The organism is Halalkalirubrum salinum, assembly GCF_005543295.1.
Lineage (GTDB): Archaea > Halobacteriota > Halobacteria > Halobacteriales > Haloferacaceae > Halalkalirubrum > Halalkalirubrum salinum.
The window spans coordinates 1-19,102 of sequence record NZ_SRSG01000015.1 but is presented as its reverse complement, the minus strand read 5'-3'; the positions used below and the strand labels follow the sequence as shown (position 1 = coordinate 19,102).

The 19,102-nt window shown below is 56.0% G+C and carries 17 protein-coding genes and 3 pseudogenes; 10 read left to right on the top strand and 10 right to left on the bottom strand.

Annotated features, from left to right (window positions below; genetic code table 11):
* The first annotated feature begins 33 nt into the window (after window positions 1–33).
* The 3 genes from E5K03_RS06265 (at window position 34) to E5K03_RS06255 (ending at window position 2,983) form a co-directional block, all read left to right on the top strand.
* Window positions 34–1,851, top strand: coding sequence for an SWIM zinc finger family protein (locus E5K03_RS06265; protein ID WP_138005496.1), 1,818 nt, complete (start codon window positions 34–36; stop codon window positions 1,849–1,851).
* A 20-nt stretch (window positions 1,852–1,871) separates the two neighbouring features.
* Window positions 1,872–2,414 carry a hypothetical protein gene (locus tag E5K03_RS06260; protein ID WP_138005495.1) on the top strand — a complete coding sequence of 181 codons (543 nt, stop codon included), beginning with the start codon at window positions 1,872–1,874 and terminating at the stop codon, window positions 2,412–2,414.
* Window positions 2,415–2,494: 80 nt separating this feature from the next.
* On the top strand, window positions 2,495–2,983 hold the full coding sequence (locus tag E5K03_RS06255; protein WP_138005494.1) for a hypothetical protein: 489 nt from the start codon (window positions 2,495–2,497) through the stop codon (window positions 2,981–2,983).
* Window positions 2,984–2,998: 15 nt separating this feature from the next.
* Here the strand turns inward: E5K03_RS06255 and E5K03_RS06250 are convergent, their stop codons facing one another.
* From E5K03_RS06250 to E5K03_RS06220, 6 genes are all read right to left on the bottom strand, one after another.
* Window positions 2,999–4,402 carry a hypothetical protein gene (locus tag E5K03_RS06250; protein ID WP_138005493.1) on the bottom strand — a complete coding sequence of 468 codons (1,404 nt, stop codon included), beginning with the start codon at window positions 4,400–4,402 and terminating at the stop codon, window positions 2,999–3,001.
* Window positions 4,399–5,388, bottom strand: a complete 990-nt coding sequence (locus E5K03_RS06245; RefSeq protein ID WP_138005492.1) for a hypothetical protein — start codon at window positions 5,386–5,388, stop codon at window positions 4,399–4,401. Before E5K03_RS06245 ends, E5K03_RS06250 begins: the two co-directional genes overlap by 4 nt.
* 87 nt (window positions 5,389–5,475) lie before the next feature.
* Window positions 5,476–6,456, bottom strand: a complete 981-nt coding sequence (locus E5K03_RS06240) for a SprT-like domain-containing protein (RefSeq protein ID WP_171006612.1) — start codon at window positions 6,454–6,456, stop codon at window positions 5,476–5,478.
* Window positions 6,453–7,292, bottom strand: a complete 840-nt coding sequence (locus E5K03_RS06235) for a hypothetical protein (protein ID WP_138005491.1) — start codon at window positions 7,290–7,292, stop codon at window positions 6,453–6,455. Before E5K03_RS06235 ends, E5K03_RS06240 begins: the two co-directional genes overlap by 4 nt.
* Before the next feature lie 3 nt (window positions 7,293–7,295).
* Entirely contained in the window at window positions 7,296–7,856 is a 561-nt protein-coding gene (locus E5K03_RS06230) for an IS1096 element passenger TnpR family protein (protein ID WP_138005490.1), read from the bottom strand.
* A gap of 503 nt (window positions 7,857–8,359) precedes the next feature.
* Window positions 8,360–8,947, bottom strand: coding sequence for a hypothetical protein (locus E5K03_RS06220; RefSeq protein WP_138005488.1), 588 nt, complete (start codon window positions 8,945–8,947; stop codon window positions 8,360–8,362).
* A gap of 86 nt (window positions 8,948–9,033) precedes the next feature.
* On the opposite strand from E5K03_RS06220, the gene E5K03_RS17125 reads away from it, so the two are divergent.
* The 4 genes and pseudogenes from E5K03_RS17125 to E5K03_RS06200 all read left to right on the top strand — a co-directional run bounded on the left by E5K03_RS17125 (window position 9,034) and on the right by E5K03_RS06200 (window position 13,703).
* Window positions 9,034–9,762 (top strand): DUF3800 domain-containing protein, encoded by a 729-nt coding sequence (locus E5K03_RS17125; protein WP_171006611.1) that lies wholly within the window; start codon window positions 9,034–9,036, stop codon window positions 9,760–9,762.
* A 284-nt stretch (window positions 9,763–10,046) separates the two neighbouring features.
* Window positions 10,047–10,706 (top strand): helix-turn-helix domain-containing protein, encoded by a 660-nt coding sequence (locus E5K03_RS06210; RefSeq protein ID WP_138005486.1) that lies wholly within the window; start codon window positions 10,047–10,049, stop codon window positions 10,704–10,706.
* Window positions 10,707–10,747: 41 nt separating this feature from the next.
* A pseudogene (locus tag E5K03_RS17885) lies at window positions 10,748–11,353 on the top strand (hypothetical protein).
* A 943-nt stretch (window positions 11,354–12,296) separates the two neighbouring features.
* A complete protein-coding gene (locus E5K03_RS06200) occupies window positions 12,297–13,703 on the top strand; it encodes a Cdc6/Cdc18 family protein (protein ID WP_138005681.1) in 1,407 nt (468 codons plus the stop codon).
* 394 nt (window positions 13,704–14,097) lie between these two features.
* Here E5K03_RS06200 and E5K03_RS06195 read toward each other — a convergent pair whose 3' ends face one another.
* Window positions 14,098–14,673 (bottom strand): hypothetical protein, encoded by a 576-nt coding sequence (locus E5K03_RS06195; protein ID WP_138005485.1) that lies wholly within the window; start codon window positions 14,671–14,673, stop codon window positions 14,098–14,100.
* Between the two features lie 121 nt (window positions 14,674–14,794).
* Here E5K03_RS06195 and E5K03_RS06190 point away from each other — a divergent pair, with 121 nt between their 5' ends.
* On the top strand, window positions 14,795–15,205 hold the full coding sequence (locus E5K03_RS06190) for a helix-turn-helix domain-containing protein (RefSeq protein ID WP_138005484.1): 411 nt from the start codon (window positions 14,795–14,797) through the stop codon (window positions 15,203–15,205).
* 145 nt (window positions 15,206–15,350) lie between these two features.
* Window positions 15,351–15,986, top strand: a pseudogene (locus E5K03_RS06185) (IS6 family transposase).
* Between the two features lie 7 nt (window positions 15,987–15,993).
* Here E5K03_RS06185 and E5K03_RS17880 read toward each other — a convergent pair.
* From E5K03_RS17880 to E5K03_RS06175, 3 genes and pseudogenes are all read right to left on the bottom strand, one after another.
* A pseudogene (locus tag E5K03_RS17880) lies at window positions 15,994–16,207 on the bottom strand (hypothetical protein); the annotation flags it as partial.
* Complete coding sequence (locus E5K03_RS06180) at window positions 16,204–17,130, bottom strand: MarR family transcriptional regulator (RefSeq protein WP_138005483.1); 927 nt, start codon at window positions 17,128–17,130, stop codon at window positions 16,204–16,206. The gene E5K03_RS06180 and the pseudogene E5K03_RS17880, both read right to left, overlap by 4 nt.
* A gap of 149 nt (window positions 17,131–17,279) precedes the next feature.
* The gene (locus tag E5K03_RS06175; RefSeq protein WP_138005482.1) at window positions 17,280–18,080 is read right to left on the bottom strand and encodes a hypothetical protein; all 801 of its coding nucleotides are present in this window, start codon (window positions 18,078–18,080) and stop codon (window positions 17,280–17,282) included.
* Between the two features lie 115 nt (window positions 18,081–18,195).
* Here E5K03_RS06175 and E5K03_RS06170 point away from each other — a divergent pair, with 115 nt between their 5' ends.
* On the top strand, window positions 18,196–18,684 hold the full coding sequence (locus E5K03_RS06170) for an ArsR family transcriptional regulator (protein WP_138005481.1): 489 nt from the start codon (window positions 18,196–18,198) through the stop codon (window positions 18,682–18,684).
* Window positions 18,685–19,102: the final 418 nt, after the last annotated feature.

Genomic DNA, 19,102 nt, shown 5'->3' with positions numbered 1-19,102 from the left:
CTACCGGCCCAGTCCGTAGATACCGTACGAGCGATGGTTGATCCCAACCCGATACTCACGGAGGCAGCAGTCCGGGATCTGGCACATTCCCAGTCATACGACCGGGGGGAGAACTACTACGACAAGGGTGCCGTCGTCGAACTTGTCCGGCGCGGTGAGACGATCCGAGCGGCGGTTGAAGGCAGCCAGTACGAGCCCTACCAGGTGCGGATCGAGCTCGACGAAACTGGGGTCGTCGACACGGCGTGTTCCTGTCCGTACGATCACGGCGGAATTTGCAAGCACCGTGTCGCCGTCCTCCTGACGTACGTCCGTGATCCAGACAGGATCGACCAGCGACCGCCAGTCTCCGAACTGGTCGCCGACGCGGACCCCGAGGATCTCCGTGGCGTTCTCGTTGACCTCGTCGAGAGTCGCCCGGAGCTGGCAGAGCGGGTCGAGTCCCGGCTCGAAACAGTTCGGTCCGAAGAGGCGGACGATGACGCTCGCGACCGCACGCCCGACATCAATCGGGAGTCGATCCGCCAGCAGGTGCAGTACATTCTCCGTCCCACCGAGGGACGTAGCGTCCATGCGTACGACCCGTATGAAGCCGTCGAAACTGACGTCGAGAAGTTGCGAAACCTGCTCGACCAGGCAGGGACAGCCGTCGAGGCTGGCGACGGAGAGACGGCACTGAATATCCTCGAACCGCTGGCCAACGAACTTATGAACGAGGAGTGGCTCGCGCTCTCGTACGACGATTCCAACGCGATCTTCGAGTTTTTCGACGAGGTTGACCGAGTGCTGGCCGAGGCGCTGCTCACCGCCGACCTCTCGGAGGCCGAGCGTGCCGACTGGGAGGATCGCCTCTGGACGTGGGAACAGGAGATGGGAAGCTATACTCACCACCCGCCGTACAGTATTGCCCTCGAAGCCGCCCAGCGGGGCTGGGACTTCGAGCCAGTCCAGCGAGCGATGCAGGGTGACATCGGCTACGCGGACCTCTGGGAGGGCGACCCGCCGTGGTACGCCGAGGACTTCATCAGGGTCCGACTCGACGTGCTCGAACGTCAGGACCGCATCGAGGAGTACCTGAACCTGGCGGAGGCTGCGGACCTGATCGACGACTACGTCACCATGCTCGTCGAAGAGGGTCGGATCGACGAGGCAATCAAATACGGCCGGCGAAACCTGTACTCCCCGGACGAAGCACTCGCGCTGGCGAAAGCCCTTCGGAAACACGACCGCCCGGAGGCCGCCCTCGAGATCGCCCAGCACGGATTGCGTCTCGACGACAGCAGCGGGAAAGCAGAGCTGGCCGAGTGGCTCCGCGATCGGGCCGTCAGTTTGGGCGAATCCGAGGTTGCGCTGGAGGCGGCCATCGCCGCGTTCGACGCCTCGCCGACGCTTGCGGCCTACCAGGCAGCGGAGGAACTCGCCGGTGAGGACTGGCCGGACGTTCGCGAGGAGTTACTGAAATCGCTTGTGGACAAAAATACGAGACAGCGGGTTGCGCCGCGGCACGTCGAGATCTTCCTGTACGCGGAGCGGTACGACGAGGCCATCACTATCGCGAATCGCTTTTCAGACTACAAGGTCGTAGAGCCGGTCGTCGAGGCCGTCTGGGAGGAACACCCTCACTGGACGATCGACGCCTGCAAGGAGCAGGCCGAACCGATCATCGAGGAGGGCCAATCCCAGCGGTATCGACACGCCGTTCGGTGGCTGGAGTACGCGGGGAAGGCAGCCCGGGTGTCGGGTCAGCTCGACGAATGGTGTGCCTACGTGGAGGAACTCCGGAACGAACACTACCAAAAGTACAAGCTCCGACCGATGCTCGACGATCTACTGGAGGACTTTTCGTGTTGACAGAAACCGGATGAGAAAACATGAACAAGACGACTAGAGACCGCGTTCTCATCGCGCTGGACGAGCGCGATACCGGTCTGCCAGAAGATGGGCTGACACTGGAAAAGATCAGAGAGCGGGCTTTCGGATTCCAGCTTGAAGCAGACGAGTGGCTCTCGTTTCAGATCGAGCGTCATCCGACGATGTATCTCTCGGACATGGGTGTGCCAGGGCTCGATACTTCACCCGCCCGGTTTCACATCATGACGGAGTATCGACTGGATCTCAACGACGAGACGTGGCATATCGAAGAGCTCTCCTCGACCTTCGAGTATGAACCGTGGATGGTGCTCGAAGCCGAGTTAGGAGACGGACCTGTTGGAAGAGCCATCCAAGAGGAAATCGAGAAGGTCAAGACCGCAGACGATCCGGAAGCGACCTTCGAGGACGTGTTCGGATCATGGATCGACCACTGGGAGGATAAGTTCGACGACCTCGACGGCAGAAACGTTCCCGAAGAAGACAAAGACGCGATCCTCGATCTTCTGGTCGGCGAGTTGAAGGAGCGGGCTGAACTCGACTGATCAGTATCTTCTGGTGCTCTCGATGAGCACTCTCCTGCTCGTGCGACACGTTTCTCTATCACCGGGGACATGCTTCTTTCATGCAAACCGAGACGTGGATCGAACGGACCATTATCGACCAACTCACTACCCACGACAGACGCTACAAACACGATTACGGTGGCGTTGAAAAAACGACGGACGACCTCGTCGCAGCCTGTACGGAACTCGATCTCATCACGTCAGGGAACGAACCCGGACTTCCATCGATCGAGCAGTTTGTCGCAGCGGACGCGGATCTCGAACCAGAGGTCGAGACGACACTCGAATCACTCGAGGAGCTGGGCCTGATCGAGCGTGTCGGAGAGCGCGAGCGGCTTGGTCCACCACTCGAACCGGGTGACTACGGGACGACAGTTCTCTGGGAGCCGACAGTCGAGGGACGGGCCGAAGCGAGTGCAATTCGCGAGGCATACTCCACAGAGGTCGAAGCACTTGCGGAATCGCACGGTACAGAGTCAGACGAGTTCCGCGAAGAGATCATCTCGATCGCCAGAACGTACGGCATCCTCCCGAACTACTTCGGATGAGATCGGGGTCGAGACTCAGATCCCAGCTTTCTCCAGTTTGTCGAGAAACGCCGGGCGATTCGAGTACTCGTCTCGCAAGAACGACACGAGATTTTCGAACCGTCGGTCACGTCCCAGCGTCTGTATCGTCTGGAGGTGTTCGGCGACCTGTCTGTAATACTTGCGACGACTCGCGTCGGCAGCGGCCTTCTTGATCTCGCGACGGTACGCATCGAAGTATTCGGCGGGATTGTGGGCTCCGAGTTGGTCGATGTAGGCTTCGAACAGATCGAGATCGCGGGCGTTCGTGACCGTCTCGAAGGCGTCTTCGATCCGATCCTCTCGCAGGTATATTTCGATTATCGTGTCGGCGTCCCACCGACTATCCAGTCGGTCGACGATCGTGTTGACCGCGTGCTCCCATTCGTCGTCGGGCGTTTCTGCCTGCAGCCGCTCGTAGTACAGCCAGTCCGTCCGTTCGACGAACAACCCGATCATTGTGTCCCGGAAGGCGTCGGCGTCCGTCTCCTCGTACTGATCGACAAGGAACTCACGGAGCCCGATTGTATCTGACCCAGAGAACGCCTCGGTCCCGTACTCTGCGACGGTAATGGCGGCCTCGCGTTCACCTTCCTCCGCGAGGAGTCGAGCATATCGGAGACAGAGGTGCCGAGATGCAGGATAGTGTCGGTTGAGGATAGCTCCGAGCTCCGCCTGCTCGTCGATGCGGTCGAGCAGTTCGACGTAGCCACGTAGCCAGGCGGTTTCGGTGAAGCCGTCGAGTAACTCGTCCTCGTCGGCGTGGGTGGTGAGATCACCACGGTGCCACGTCTCCGTGTCCGCGTCGTACTTCTCGCCGTAGAGTCGATCGGGATCGAGCCGCTCGTCAAGACGGTCCCCCAGCAGAGTTTGCCAGTAGCGATAGTCGTCTTTGGTCGTGCACAACTCCCACAGTGCCTCTCGGAAGTACTGTGGGAAGCCACCCTCCTCGTGTTCGTCGAACCACTGGTCGAAACAGTACTCGATGTACTCGCGTTTCTCCTCGTGTTGGAGATTCGCTTCACGGATAGCAGTTGCGTAGTTCGCGATGGCGTCCTGGAAGGTTTCGTCGTGTTCGAACCCACCCCGATGGGGATCGAACTCGTGGAGGTGATCGTGCATCGCCTCGAACATCGCACGATAGATAGTCGCCGCGTCGCGGTATCGCCCCTTCTCGATGTACGACGCTGCCCGGTCTTCGTAGGTGGTGAAGTTCGGTGCAGACTGGTACCCGTACTTGGATTCGATTTCGTCTCGCAGTTCGTAGACATCGAGATCCGACGTGTCGAGAAAGGAGTGGAACCGCCGTTCGAGGTCCCTGTCGGTTGCCAACTCCCGGGCGAGAAACGCTCGGAGCACCTCCGGCGGCGTCTCTTCGAGTGTCTCCTCGATGTCGCTCATAGCTCCATGTCGCTGAACGTCCAGTCGTCGCCCAGTCGCCGGTGGAATCCCTCGGCTTTGATCGTCTCTCGCACCCGCGACCGAACTGCCTCGTCGAGCTCAAACCGGTAGTCCAATTCCTTGCGATGATCCCAGTACCGGGGGATTTTCGGCGTCGAATCGTGATCGACCGTTGCTAGGATCGACGCCAGCAGGTATCGGTCCTCGTAGTCGATCTGCTCGTCGGTGAGCAACCCCTCAAGCAGGTCGGCCGCGGCGTGTTGGTCGGCGTAGAACGTATGCGGGAGCACGCCCCGTACCCAGAACAGTTCCTCGGTGACCACCTCCTGGACGTGGTCTGCGATCGAGTGCTCGGGATGCCCGATGCCCCATCCGTAAGTGAACGATTCCTCCCCGCTGATATCACCCATCGACTCCCAGAACGAGCCGAGATACGCCAGCGCTTCGACGGGGATCGCCGCGACGCCCTCGCGCAGTCGTGTCCGGATGACGTGCCGTCCGACCGCGTTCTCGATGACCGGACTCGCGAGGGGCTCGTCGGCGGAGCTCTCTCGCGGATACGCGTCGATCAGATCGGCGAGAAACTCCCACCCCTCGCCCGTGGCGATCTCGTCGAGGGCAGTTGCGGCCGGCTCGTAAAACGCCCAGAGGAGCCCGCGATACGTGTCGTAGTCTTCTCTGTGGTGGTACTCCCGAAGCTCTCGCTCGTACCGACCGATTAACCGGAACGCAGCGTCGACGTCTCCCTGGGCGGCTTCCTCGAGCGTGGTTTTCAGCGCGTCGCTCGCGGCTTGCAGTCCCCGTTTCTCGCGCTCCTGTACGTTTCGCTGCATGTCAGCTTCGAGCCCATCCGAGATCGAATCCAGGAACGCGTCGAACGACGACAGCGGGTCCGGATCGTCTGGCTCGTCGGCCGGACAATCGTGTAGACGAAGGCGGCTCAACGTGGTGAACGTCTCGCCACAGGCGTCGCATTCGTGTGGCATCGTTTGTGTCGTCTGGCCATAGGAGAGGGAGACGTATCTGTGTTCGGGGATCTCACTCCCACGGCATTCGAAAGCGTGGCTGGACGGTCACTCCAGGAAGTTCGTTCCTGGATCGAGGGTTTCGGGTCGCTCATCCGCTGGATAGGCGACCGTTCGAGCGCCACACTCCTCACACCGGTAGCGCTCGGGCTGTCTAGTCTGTTCGGTGTGTTGTCCGTGTCCCGTGCTGAAACAGCCGTTGGGGCAGGCGTGGACGATTTGCGGGTCCTGCCAGGGGATACTCCCGACGTGACACCGCCCGGGTTCGAGGTCGGTCGGACTGTCGTCGATGTCGCAACTGAGGAGCGTCGCCTCACACTCAGGACAAAAGTACAGCCACGGGTTCTTGATCCGCTTGGTGCGCCGCTGGTAGGGCCAGGCCGTACAGCCGTTCGGACAGGCCAACAGATAGCGGGCAGTGCTTCTGGCGTCGTCTGGCTCATCACGGTCGTCGGCTGTCTGCCACGGGATGCTCTCGACGTAACAGGTGCCCGGGTCGGGATCGGCCGGTCGCCCGCCGACATCGTAGCTGATCGGGGTCGCCCCACACTCGTCACAGGTGTACTGGTAGGGCTGTTTGATCCGCTTGGAGCGCTTTACGTATCCGCGCTCGAAACACCCGTTCGGGCACGCGAGTACGTACGCCGAGTCGACGAGGTCCTCATCCTCACACCGGGCAACCGGGTCCGCACCCGCTCGGCGTGCTGCGGTCTTCCACTCCGGTCCGTGAGGATCGACATCCGACCCGACCGTTTCCAAAACGAAGGCGTGTGCGACCTCGTGACGAACCGTATCGCGCCACCGACCCTCGTGGCCGTCCTCGAACAGCCGGCAGGCGATTCTGATTTCGTATTCGACTGGGGCCTCGACATCGCAGTCGGCAACGGAGAGCCGACGACACTCGCCGAGCTTGCGGCGGAAGGAATCGGTGACGTCGATACGAATCGCCGCTGGCTCCAGCGGTTCAAAATCCGCCCGATCGATCGTGGCTTCGATTTCCGCACGAACGCGCGTTTCGTCCCCCGTCATGCGTCGTTCCCAGGGCCGTACTCGTCTGCGGCCCGTTCCAGATCGAACCGGTAGGAGCCGTCGAAGTGTCGCAGACGGCCGGGGTCGATCGACTGGCCGATGATGGCGAGCAGTCGCTCGTGTAGGTCGTCGGAAACCTCCACGTGATAGTCGAGTTCCGTGTCTGGCACCCAGTACTGTGGGAAATCTGGAAAGTTCTGTTCGAACGGCGCATGCAGACAGCTGACGAACAGGAGATCCTCGACGACGTCAGGCGAATCGAGAAGCCGTTCGAGAAGGTCGATTCCGGCCTCGGGGTCGGCGAACGTGGCGTGTTCGAGTATTCCCATCGCCCACGATTCGTCGCCGCTCTCAGCACGTTCGAGGGTCCGATCGAGGACGGCAATCTCCGGGTGACCGACTGCCCAGCCGAACGCGGCGGTCGATTCCCAGGCCCACTCGCTGTCGTCCTCGACGGTGACATCGGCGAGGTATTCGAGTGCCCACGTCGGGATCGCATCGACGCCCTCGCGGATTCGCGTGCGGATCACACAGCGAGCGACAACGTTGGCGAGTATCGACGAACAGTGGTGATCGCCGACACCTGGCGGGTACGCATCGGCACACTCCTCGAGAAAGGCCCAATCGATCCCGTCGGTCGTTGCAGCGGTGTCGACGAAGTCGATTACTTCTTCGAGATACTGACCCCTGATCTCCTGCAACCGACTCCAGCCACCGCGATCGAGTGCAGTCTCGATCGACTGGTTCCACGCGGCAAGCAGACTGTAGACATCACTCTGTTCGCCAGGCGTTGTGTCCTCGAGTGCGCTCGTCAACGGAGCGATGTCGCGTGGCATAGCTTACTGTTCGTCAGAGTCGGGGTACTGTGGCGGTGCCGCGCCCTGTTCGTCGACAACAACCGGATCACCATCCAGCGATCCCTCCTGCGTGCCTTGTAGTTCGATGTAGTGTTCCCAGTTGTCGCCCATATCAAACGTGTAGGAGAGCGCGCCCAGCGTGTCCGGATCGAGTCGGTCGATCGTTGTCTCGGCGGCGTTGCCCTCTGGCGGCGGGTTCGACTGGAGTTTGCGAAATCGCGCTTTGGCGTCATCCGAGGCGTCGTCGGGTACAGCCTGTTCGATGAAGCGGTCGATCTCCGCGTCATCCATCGATTGCCAACTCGGATTGCCCTCGTAGAGCATCGGGAGGACGTAGCTCCGGAGCGCGATGCCGTCCTCGTCGCGCGTGATGAACTCGTAGGCGTGGCTATCCCAGCGCTCGAACGCCTCGAAAATCGCCTCGTGAAACGTCGCCAGCGTGTGCGAGCCGTCCATCTCGATGTCGCGCCAGACTTCCTTGGCGGGGTCGAAGCCCAGCGGTGGGTTTGGATGGAGCCAGACACGAAACACGTAGACAGTCATAGACAATACTTCCACGGTCTGAGTTGTAGTTGTTTCCCACCAAACACGGAGTACTTCTGGGATCCGGAAGAGACCGAAACCGTAACAGGGTGAACTACCCCACCCTGCTCGCGCTGACGCGCTCGCTGAGGGAGGGGCTTCCTGGTTCCGCGACACGCTTTTTCGCGTATGCTCGACTGAGGCCGACCATCCGCGCAGGGACCGCAGTCTCCGCAGGCGTGGATTCGGAGTGACCCACTCCTACTTGCTGGTGATGGCGATATCCATCTCGACCGCCTTTCTTGTCGGGCTCTAAGCCGGGACGATGAGTAGCTGCCATCACACTTTGAGTCTTCGACTGGCAGTGTTGTAAATACCTGGCACAGAGTGGAAGTGAAACGAAGACAGCGCTGTATCCCCTCTCTACTGCGCACCTTGTCCGCTGATGCGGACTGCGGTGCTCGTTGAGGAAGGGGGCTTAGCGCCTGCATTCGGCTAAAATCAGGAGCCAAGGCAACCGGCGATCACATATTCATCAGTATCTCCTCATATTTGTCAAATGATATACGTCCAGTAATGGCTAACTGTCGGAGTTCGTCGGGACGTAACTGTTCAAGATCCTCCTCAGCCATTTCATCAAGAGATTCGCCCAAATCAATATCAAGACTCACCCGTGCCTGGTCCACGCTCTGTCCTCTGGAGAGGTACATAATTGTCAGAGCTTCTTCGAGAACGTCCTCCAAGATCTCCTCGGTCTGTCCGACGTATTCGATGTCCCCACCCCGATTTTCGATTGCCCCCTCGAGGAGGAGCCCAAGAGCTGAATCAATATTATCGTGGATCGTCGCCGAAATCAGTGTTCCACTTGGATCCTCAAACGCCTTCGATAAGTCACGATGCTCAAGATGCTGTTGCAACAGTCCTAGATCCAGAACACTCTGATAGAGCCGGTTTCTAATCCGTGCCCGTATGGCTCGTTCCTGCGCCGATTTGGCCTCAATATCCGATTCGCCGGTCAAATACTTCCGTTGATTCTCTGTCAGTAACGCGGACATCCCGAAATCCGGGGCATCAGAACCGTTCTCCTGCTCCGGTGGATCATCCTCAGCCATCGTACCCTATACTATTACGCCGTAGCACTTATGAGTATGGGATGTACATATCCATTTGAAGAATACATTAACAAGTTCATCGCCCCATGACGAGGTATCTCTATATTTTTGTCGACGAATCAGGTAATCCAAGTTCGGGCAAATACTACGTCGTCGCGGGGACATGGTGTATCTCTAACGAGTTGAATCCCAGTCGAACGTTACAATCAACAGTCGACTCGCTGGCAGAGATAGCGAATTCACTACGGAACAGTTCACAACCAATATCTGAACTCAAAGGTAGCCAGCTTCCCACAGGCGTCCTTCTCTCGGTGATCGAGTGTCTGAACGGGGGACCAGCCTATGATGATCCCTCTGTAAAACACCAGCAGCTGCCGTGGGCAGACAGCCTCCCACTCCGGGTTACGATGCATGATCTAAATCCTAATCTCGGGGTTGAGATATTGAAAGAAACACTTGGAGGCACAGATCTGAATGCAAAATCATCTCATCCCGAGGCTCTCCAATCGATTTCGCTGGTAACGATACTGAATCCACTTGTCCAAGCAGAGATGATTGATCTCACTCGCATCGACCAGATCAAGGTCGTATTGGACGCTCAAGTATGGCAAGCTCCCATTGAACGGCTCGAGGCAGGACTCGACGTCGTCGAAAACGTGCCTGAAAACCTCGTATTCGAAACCCGAGACAGTGCTCAAACACCAGGACTGCAGTTAGCGGATCTCGCAGCGTATACTTGGGCACGACAGCTCAGATTCGGTGACTGTGGCAGCGGAGTTGCACTATTAAATGACCTACGGCTTGCTGACGAATGATACAACACGAAGGATCCTACCAGGCAACAGCGAGAGTCTCATGCCCCTTCAGGGAGGGATCATCGTCTCCCGTGTCGCCTGCTCATGCTCAATTACTGCGTCTAGCGAATTAAATCTTTGCTCTGTCAACTGCCCCGCGCCACCGTGCGCAGGGCTTGTCAGTGAGCTTGACCTCTGACCCAAGTGGGTGGACTAGTGTATCCATTGAAACTCGGCTACCGAGGTTGAAAGATGGTAGATCCAGTAAGAGTTTTAATTGTTACCAGATTATTGGTAACTACCAGATGTACGAGATTCTCGATGACACCGCGGCGCAGGTCATCCTCGCCATTGAGAGTGGTGACTCCATCCGCCGTGTCGCCCAACACCTCCACACGCCCTACGAGACGGTGAGACAGGCCGTTAATCGCCTGGAAGACGCAGGCTACGTTTCCTATGACAACGGCCTCACTGTCGTCGACGAGCGCGTGCACGACGCAGCGCTCAAGCTCGTCGCTGCCAGCGCCGGCGTCAGTCCACCCTCCATCGAGGAAACGTACGTCATCCCACAGTTCAGTGACTGGCCGTTCGCGTTCACGCGGATCGACGCTGTCTACGTGTGGACTCAGGGCGGCTATCAGGTCGGTCGCGATCCCGACGACTATCCACTGTTCCTTGCGGTTCGTGAGCAGGACGTCGACGCCTGGGAGACATTTTTCGAGTGGTTCGACCTCCCGACCGCATTGGAGCGACAGCCCCGAGACGAGGTGGACGGACCGCTCCAGATAGTCCTCGAGCCACGGGCGTCACTCGATATCGAGCACGTCGAAGGGTACCCGGTGATACCGAGAGCAGAAACGATCGAGTACATGCGCGAGGACTACGCCCAGTTCCAGTCGGCGCTGGCGATGCTCGACCGGATGTACGAGGACCTCGACCTCGGCGTTAGCTACCGGGAGACGTAACGGGCACAGCCATGAGCTTCCACAACTGAAGTGACGCGCTCATCGAACTGCTCGAGGAGCTCACCCAAGAGGACCATGAGTACGTCCTTGTCGGCGGTTACGCTGTCTCAGCGTTCAATGCACGCTTCTCCACGGACCTCGATATTCTCGTCGGGCCGGAATCCATGGCGGACTTCGTCGAATTCCTCGAACAGCAGGGGTTCGAGGAAACGGACAGCCACGGCAAGAAATAGTTCTACGACACCGAAGTGATCGAGTACGAGAAGCGGCTCACGCCGCAGCAGCCGACCGGCTTCGACCCCCTGGTAAACGGACACAGGTGTCGTCAGACGGAGGCACAGTGGTTGTTCGACTACCAGTACGACCACAGCCACCAACAGGAGATGAGCGAGGGTACAGTGACGACGACAGCCAGAGTCATCGATGGGGCTGTCCTCGTCGCAGCAAAGCCCCACAGTGGCCGGGAAACGGACCTCCGAGACGTCCTAGCAGTCGCAGAAGAGATCGACACCTACGACGCGTCGTACTACGAGATGCAGCAGGTCCGAGCTGTCGAGAGCATATTGTCTTCCCTTGACTGGAATCAGAATGACATCCGACGCGAGCTCAATGGAACACCTGTAGTCGGTATCACGGACTGGATCTGACGAACCCTCTCCCCCCTTTTTCGAGTTGTAAGTCCACGATTGAAGAACACTCTATATACAATAGAGTAAGAATGGAGTTCATAAAATAGGGCATAGAGGCGGTGAGACGTGGTAATTCTCGAGATCGAGACTATGTATAAATTAAGATGTTCTCTCTATACAATCTTCTATCTCATTAGAAGATTTATTTCTTTTGTGAATACTACGGACATTATTGGATAACATACGATATAAACTTTCGCATGTCTAGTTATAAACTACCGAAATAAATTTCTGTGCCTTCTATTGCGTGTATCTGCTACAATCGACTGTTTTGTAGTACCTCTTCCTGTTCACCCCTGCCCGTCGTTACGAGTTTACAACTCGAAAAAGGGGGGAGGGGGTGAAATATTAGAGTACACCATACGAACTTCACCAACCATCGTGTTTGTAACCCGGTATTACTCTCATTCGTGAACAGCTCCTACGAGCGTTTCCCTCCCGCGACAATTTGGGTGGTTACTACTCGAAAACGGGGGGTGTAAGATACAGCGTTTCATCTAAGTATCATTCGAAAAATTCAGATAATACAGATTAGTTTCTATACTCAGTGAAACTCACTGTTACTTACAACTCGAAAATGGGGTCGGTAAGAGAATCGAACCTGGTGTGATAACGCTCAGCGAAGTCTTACAACTCGACAACGGGGTGTCTGGGTCATCGAGGGAATTCGGCGACAGAGGTCCTTGGCGACCCCTTACAACTCGAAAACGGGGAGTGATAGATACCGAAAAAGGTATCTGGATCATTTTGAGAATACACGCCTGTAGTTGTTAGGTAGCCTGTTTTCACTCGGTTACAACTCCATAAGGGTCCACATTTTTATACCCAGAGTTCGAGGGAGTTCATAATGGGACGAAAGGATCGTAAATCCTCCTCTGCTGCACCTGATAATCCCGAGTCGATGGATGAGGAGATAGATTCTCCCGATACGTCACAGTTGACGTTTGAGGATGACTCGGAACTTGCCGATTCTTCTCAAGAGGCAGCAAACGGTGACGGTGGTGGCATCTCAATCCGGGATCGACTACAAACTGAGTCGTCTGGGGGGGTCTTCGCGAACAAAGACCTCGTTCGGTCAGATACCATCATCAACGAGGATCGTATCGTCGGTCGTGATGATCAACTGGGCCGCGTCGTCGACAATCTAAAACCCGTGCTCCAGAACGAAGGCATCCCAGATATGCTTCTGAGTGGTCCCTCTGGAACTGGGAAGTCGCTCATCATTCATGCAGTCTGCAAACAGATAGTTGAATTGTGTGAATCTCAAGACAAGACCTTTGGGGTCATTTCAATCAACTGTGAGGGGCCGAAGACTGCAGATCGGGCGGTCTATCGGTTAGTTAAAGCTGCTGTCGACGACCTTGATGTTGATCCTGGTGTTCCCCAAACCGGAGTCTCAACGGATCAGAAGCTGGAACGGCTGTACGAACTGATGCGCGAGTACTACGACGGTGTCATCTTCATCCTCGATGAAATCGATATGCTCGAGGGACCGTATCAGGAAGCAGAGTATAATTCTCTCATCTACCAGCTTTCACGGGCTCGAAAACTCGCCGATTTTGATGGGCCGATCTCACTCACGACTATCACGAATTACGCGGATTTCATGAAGGACCTCAACAGCCGCGCACAGAGCTCTTACAATCCTGACGATATCTTTTTTGACGATTACGATGCGAACCAACTCCGTAGTATTCTCCACAACCGACGAGACGCCTTCAAGCCAGAATCACTCGCAGATGACGTTGTTCCGCTTGTTGCCGCGTTCGGATCTCAAACGCATGGAGATGCACGGAAAGCAATTGACCTCCTAAGATGGGCTGGCGAATTAGCCGAGCGGCGTGGAGCTGACACTGTTACCGAGACTGATGTCCGTAAAGCTCAGGAGAAATACACTGAAAATCGAAAACTCCGCCATATTAGCGGGATATCCACTCAAAAGAAACTTTCCATCTACGCTGTGGCGGCCACTGCCTACTACGCAAGAGAACATCCTGAGTGGATACCTGCTGGACCTGCGTTCAAAACGTACCAATTCATTGCTGATACGATGGATGCGGATCAGTACAGTCGTGAGACGTTCGTCAACCACGTCACAGAGCAGAGTACGTACGGTGTGTTGGACTACGAGCGCCGAGGCAAGGGTCGAGGCCGAGGAGTGCATATGTATTTCTCCCTCTCCGAGGATCCGGAAACGATCATGGAGACGATTCGTGAGGATTCTCGGTTCGAAGATCTAGCTCACGAAGATTCGACTATCAGCGCGGTTGTCCGCGAACGGCTGAAGCAGTTCCGGAACAAGAACTGATCTCGGCACCGCTCTTTACAAACTTACTACTCGAAAATGGGGTGTGTATTCGTGCTCTGGATGATGCGTTACAACTCGAAAATGGGGGTGCCGTCGAGATTTCTCATTACTACTCGAAAACGGGGGGTGAGTGACCTAGGAGTATCGACGTTTTATTGCATATAGTCTTTTTCTCCTCGTTTTCGGCCATTTACATCTCGAAAACGGGGGTGTGTCCGACGATTTTCTTGTTGTTTGTACCATCGATGATGAGGGCATCGTGGAGAAACGATGGAAACGTGGGGTGTTCGGCCGACGACTCCCATTCTCACTCTGGGGGCCTCAAGCAGGCTATCCATTACGCGTCAAACATCGACCAAGTTTATCAACTGGCCTTCAGCCCGCCGATCTCCACTCAGAGAGTATCAACACACTCAACGAGATCGTCTTCAGTGACCCATCGACATAATCGACCTCCATCGTCCAACATCTCGAAAATAACCGTCTGCATTCCGCTGTATGGGTTCTCGCTCGTGACTCCGGTATCAACCATCTCCAGATCGAGGGGGTCGTATTCGCGCTTGAATACGTGTGTTTTCGTGAAATATTCCTCGAGGGCGGTGAAATAGCCCTGTTCGACCAGAAATCCTCCTTGGGAGTGTTCGGCGACACCGACGATAGTATCCGTATAATCGGCGAGTATTCGAAACTTGAGATAGGTATTCGTCCACTCGCTTCGGATATCGACCATCAAAAATGCATACGCGCCAGGCTCTCGGTTGAGGCGATCTTTCACTAACTGAAGACGGCGAATCTCGGGTTGGCCATAGCTGCCGAGGACGAAGTACGCTTTCTCAGCCGAGAAAATTGGGGTGAGCTCCGCGACGCCCTGTTTGAGCGCTTCGTACTCTTCCGGGGTGAGTGAGGCTTCATGGAGATATTCGTCGGCTTTCTCCGCGAGTTCGTCGACAGTGACCGGATTCTCACTCATCTAATTGAGATTTCTCGGGTTGCGTGCTTTAATGTGACGACCTCATCATAGACTGATTCGCTTTTAACCAATTCGTATCTTAGCGAAACGCTTTTGGGCGTACCACACAAACAGCGAAGTAATGAGTACGTCCGATCACCCACCAAGCGAGCTAGAGTCCGTCCGGAAGCGGCTCAACGTCGTCACCCAGAAGACGCGCTTCGCGCTCCTCCAGGACATCCTCGGACATCCGTCGGAACTACCGACGCTGAAGGAACTCGACTACGTCAACCCGAGCAAGAGCCAGACGACGATTCGCCAGCACCTCCAGAAACTCGTCAACGCCGGTATCGTCAAGGAAGTGCTCCTACCGGATGATCGCCGGCAGAATGATTTGCCGTACAAGTTCTACGGGATCAGTGAGAGCGGTCGGCAGTTCCTTGAGGGGCACAAACTCCTCCGCGCACAAGACACACTTCGAGAGATCTACGACCGCGTGGAGAAAACCGAGGACATCAAACGCTACGAGACTGCCCCACGACCCGACCACTGACAGCGCTGGCTTTCATATCGCAGACAGGTCTCTCTCCAGACTTCGTCTATTCACCCGAATTGACGAGTGTTTTATATTTTGACTTTACTTTCTCGGTCGTATTTAGTTAAGCCTGAAGAATGTGGAAAGTTAATTTCGGCTGTCCATGGCTGAAATCACTCGCCTCAGCGGCTGTAGCGACTGGCTTGAATTAGATTTTGTGGAACGAGAGCGGACACCGAGTGAGCTGATGGAGCTCGGTATTCGCTTACATTTGGCTGGATTATAACTTTCGAATACCATCTCAGAACTTGAGAAGTTCGGTGTCCAACGCTCGCGGAAAGCAATTCACGACTGGGTTCAGAAGGCAGATTTACAGCCCGCCAGCGATGCGAGTCCGGATCACATTGCGTTGGACGAGACAGTGATCCGGGTCAATGGTAAGCAGTATTGGCTGTACGCGGCAGTCGATCCGGAGACAAACAGATTCCTCCATATACGGCTCTTTACAACTACAACAACCGCATTGACGCAGAAATTTTTGCGAGAACTCCGTGAGAAACACGATGTTTCTGACGCTTTGTTTCTCGTTGATCACGCTCACCATCTTTCAGCTGCATTGAATCGAGCAGGACTCCGACTTCAAACTGTTCGCCATGGAAATCGGAATGCTGTCGAACGTGTCTTCAGAAAAATAAAACGTCCAACGTCTTCGTTTAGCAATAGTTTTAACATCGTCGACCCAGCAACCGCAGAGACATGGCTGCAATCGTTCGCAGTCTGGTGGAATTCGCTTAGCTAAACACGATGACCTCTGCATACCCGAGGTCAATCAGGACTACCCACAGTTGACCGTACGCGTCACCATCCGGGACGAGCAAGTCAATATCTTTCGTCGCCTCCTTGAGGTCGCGCAGCGACATCGCGCCACCACCGATCAGAAACTGTACGCGGCGCTGTGAGGCCATCCGCGATGCGCTGGAACTCGTTCTCGATGTACTTGCGTCCGAATTTTGGTCTCATTTTGGTAGTGGCACCTCGTAGTCAGCCGCCAGTTCTTGGAACTCGTCCCACTCTGGAAGACGGTCGTCGTCGACCTCGCCGTGGGTCTCGAGGTAGCGGAGCAAGGTGTCGATTTCGTCTTCAAGTTCATACTTCGCCGCTCGCTCTCGGAGGTCTTCCTCGTCGACGTCGACGTGACTAAGCAGGAGGAGACAGTACGATCGGTAGCGGCTGCCGTCGTCAATCAGCAGCGTGTGACAGCAGAGCTCTGCCGGTGAGACTACGTCAAGGTTCTCGGAGTAAAAGTAGTAGCGGTGGCCGGTCAGCAGGAACTGGAGGTCGAAGGCCGCGAATCGAGCGAGGCCAGTTTCGTGGAACCCCTCCGCGTCGATCTCCGTCTCGACCTGGGCCAGGAATTCGTCGTAGTTCTCCCAAAGAATCGTGCCCTTTGGGGCGACAGATTCGAGGCGTTGGCGATGGAGATGGTGTGCGAGTTCACGAGCTAACTCATGAAGGCGGTCGAAGTCCCCGTTGAATTGGTAGTGACTGTCGATCGTCCCGACGAGGCCGCGGTCGCGAAGCCGTTTGAGGACACGGTTGACCGTGTTGCGGTAGTTTTCGCTCTGATCGGCGATCTCAGAGACGGTTCGCGGCTGGTCAACGTAGTACAGTACCTCGAGTGCCTTGCCGGTCAACAGTTCAGGAAAGTCGATGTGGGAGTGTTGCCGGACGAGGTCCTGGTAGAGTTCGAGGGCGCGAGCATCCGACGGGAAGACTCGTTTTCGGCGACCGTCGCGTTCCGTGTAGACGAGTCCCTTCTGGGAGAGGTCACCGATGGCACGAGAGAGGTAACTCTTGCTGTGGTCGAGCTTCGTCGCGAGCTCGGAGATCGTGTCGCCACGGTCGACCGTTGCAAGGACCTCGAGTTCGATGCGCCGGAGCACAGTGTAACATGTTACGAAACTATTATATAAATGAGTTTCAGATAATGTTACATCTAGCAAGAAGAGGAGCCGATCTCAGTATCTTAACCAACAAAACGATAGAATAGCAGACCGAGTTGGTTAACTCAAGACAGCCGATGTCGTGTAATTCACTGGTCATCACGCTCTTCCCACTCCGGACGTGGCGTCGGGGACGGGAGTTCATCAACCAGAGTTCGGAGTTCGTCCTCTGTCGTCCACGGGAAGCACCGTTCGTTGAGTTCGAATTTGCGGAATTTGTTGAGATGGACCCAACTGTACGTTGCTGGCTCTTCGCCCTCTGCTGTCCGGTGGTCAATTACATTCCAAACCTCCCGTTCGTCGATATCAAGATCGCTATCTTGAGCGCGATCAATAAGCGAATCAACCTTTGATTGGACTTTATTTTCCGATAAATCGTCTGCGAACGCGATCTCGAGGGCGGCCTGAATGACGTGCTGTTTCGAGTCAAGGTTCGCGTCAGTCACCCACGTGTAGTCACGTGGGAATACGGACGACTTGTCGAAATACGGCGGATCGTCAATTTCACCCAATTCAGGCGCCTCCCCACCACTCTCCTTTTCGAAGACCCCGACGATGTAGTCGCTGTATGTTGCGAGCAACGAAAACATGATATCGAACGTATTGAGCCGGTCAGTCGGGAGTTCGAGGAGATCACCCATGATGAACGGATAGGCACCGAGCTGCTTCGAGAGTTCGTTTTGGACGGCGCGAAGCCGGCGGAGATAGGGGTCGCGATAGCTCCCCAAGATAAAATACGATGTTCGCTGACTCCACAGATACGGCAATTCACGCTGGACGAACCGCCAGATCTCTCGTTTCTCCGCTGGTTCAAGTTTGATGCCTCCGACACCCTCGTGAACAACGGTCATAATGTCCGCAGCGTCCGGCGGCGGGCTTGGATCGGTCATTAGCTGTTGATTCAAACCACACCGGCTTATTTGTTCTGAATCACTTTGGCTTTTTTAGATTTAACCAACTTGGATAACCCTAACTGTTATAGCGCCTCTTTCCGTACCAGCACGTATGAGCGAAACCGACGCTGGCGCGGCCGATGCAGGGCCGTTCGCGGAACAGCAGCGGCTGTTCAAGCTGCTGTCCCAAGATACGCGCCATCTCATCATCCAGGAGCTGCTGGGCCACCCTGCCCATCTGATGTCACTCGCCGAACTTGAGTATATGACCGGAAAGAGTCAGGCGGCGATCAAAGATCAATTGGAGACGTTGATCGACGCCGGCCTCCTCGGACGCTACACGTACGATCCAAGTGAGGGAAAACGTGATCTTCCCTCACAGTTCTACGGGTTCACAGAGCGAGGCGTCGAGGTCCTGCACGACTACAAGTATCTCCGTGGCCTTCCGGTCGCACGTGCCCTCTACGAGAACACGCGGAAGACCGAGAAAATCGAGCGCCACGAATCGGCGCCCCGGCCAGAGCTTCCGGATGCTGTTGCAGAAGCACTCGAGTTCGACGAGCCCGACCTCAACGCCGTCGATGGTGGTACAACCCGATAGTTCGTTGTCGAACAGCATCGTTCTCGACGCTGATGAAAAGGTACGCCGATCTGCTACTCCTAACTACACAAGACACTCGTCGTAGCTGGTCCCGAACACGAGACAAGACGTCGCGTATAGGTAAAAATTAACCAACAAAGACACTGATTCGTCACGAATCGTTGGTTAATCATGGGTCGTGTCGAGACAGGTCCTACATCCCTGAAATACAAAAAGAACCACAGAGGCCAACGAATTGTGTATAGAGAGCTACCACACACCCCTCTATCGATGTGTTTGCATCGACAGAGGTCAGTGAGGTCGCAACGCGTGGTTTGGGAGATCGTAGTTGGATAGCAGTTCTATGTCGAGACGATTTCGTAGCAGTCTCATAGACCGTTCTCTAATGCAGAACTAACTGTGTCACTGGGGAGTCGTG

What these genes read in the sequence shown, in the direction of transcription:
- E5K03_RS06265 (WP_138005496.1), top strand. Translation starts at nt 34, where the DNA reads ATGGTTGATCCCAACCCGATACTCACGGAGGCAGCAGTCCGGGATCTG.
- E5K03_RS06260 (WP_138005495.1), top strand. Translation starts at nt 1,872, where the DNA reads ATGAACAAGACGACTAGAGACCGCGTTCTCATCGCGCTGGACGAGCGC.
- E5K03_RS06255 (WP_138005494.1), top strand. Translation starts at nt 2,495, where the DNA reads ATGCAAACCGAGACGTGGATCGAACGGACCATTATCGACCAACTCACT.
- E5K03_RS06250 (WP_138005493.1), bottom strand. Translation starts at nt 4,402, where the DNA reads ATGAGCGACATCGAGGAGACACTCGAAGAGACGCCGCCGGAGGTGCTC.
- E5K03_RS06245 (WP_138005492.1), bottom strand. Translation starts at nt 5,388, where the DNA reads ATGCCACACGAATGCGACGCCTGTGGCGAGACGTTCACCACGTTGAGC.
- E5K03_RS06240 (WP_171006612.1), bottom strand. Translation starts at nt 6,456, where the DNA reads ATGACGGGGGACGAAACGCGCGTTCGTGCGGAAATCGAAGCCACGATC.
- E5K03_RS06235 (WP_138005491.1), bottom strand. Translation starts at nt 7,292, where the DNA reads ATGCCACGCGACATCGCTCCGTTGACGAGCGCACTCGAGGACACAACG.
- E5K03_RS06230 (WP_138005490.1), bottom strand. Translation starts at nt 7,856, where the DNA reads ATGACTGTCTACGTGTTTCGTGTCTGGCTCCATCCAAACCCACCGCTG.
- E5K03_RS06220 (WP_138005488.1), bottom strand. Translation starts at nt 8,947, where the DNA reads ATGGCTGAGGATGATCCACCGGAGCAGGAGAACGGTTCTGATGCCCCG.
- E5K03_RS17125 (WP_171006611.1), top strand. Translation starts at nt 9,034, where the DNA reads ATGACGAGGTATCTCTATATTTTTGTCGACGAATCAGGTAATCCAAGT.
- E5K03_RS06210 (WP_138005486.1), top strand. Translation starts at nt 10,047, where the DNA reads ATGTACGAGATTCTCGATGACACCGCGGCGCAGGTCATCCTCGCCATT.
- E5K03_RS06200 (WP_138005681.1), top strand. Translation starts at nt 12,297, where the DNA reads ATGGATGAGGAGATAGATTCTCCCGATACGTCACAGTTGACGTTTGAG.
- E5K03_RS06195 (WP_138005485.1), bottom strand. Translation starts at nt 14,673, where the DNA reads ATGAGTGAGAATCCGGTCACTGTCGACGAACTCGCGGAGAAAGCCGAC.
- E5K03_RS06190 (WP_138005484.1), top strand. Translation starts at nt 14,795, where the DNA reads ATGAGTACGTCCGATCACCCACCAAGCGAGCTAGAGTCCGTCCGGAAG.
- E5K03_RS06175 (WP_138005482.1), bottom strand. Translation starts at nt 18,080, where the DNA reads ATGACCGATCCAAGCCCGCCGCCGGACGCTGCGGACATTATGACCGTT.
- E5K03_RS06170 (WP_138005481.1), top strand. Translation starts at nt 18,196, where the DNA reads ATGAGCGAAACCGACGCTGGCGCGGCCGATGCAGGGCCGTTCGCGGAA.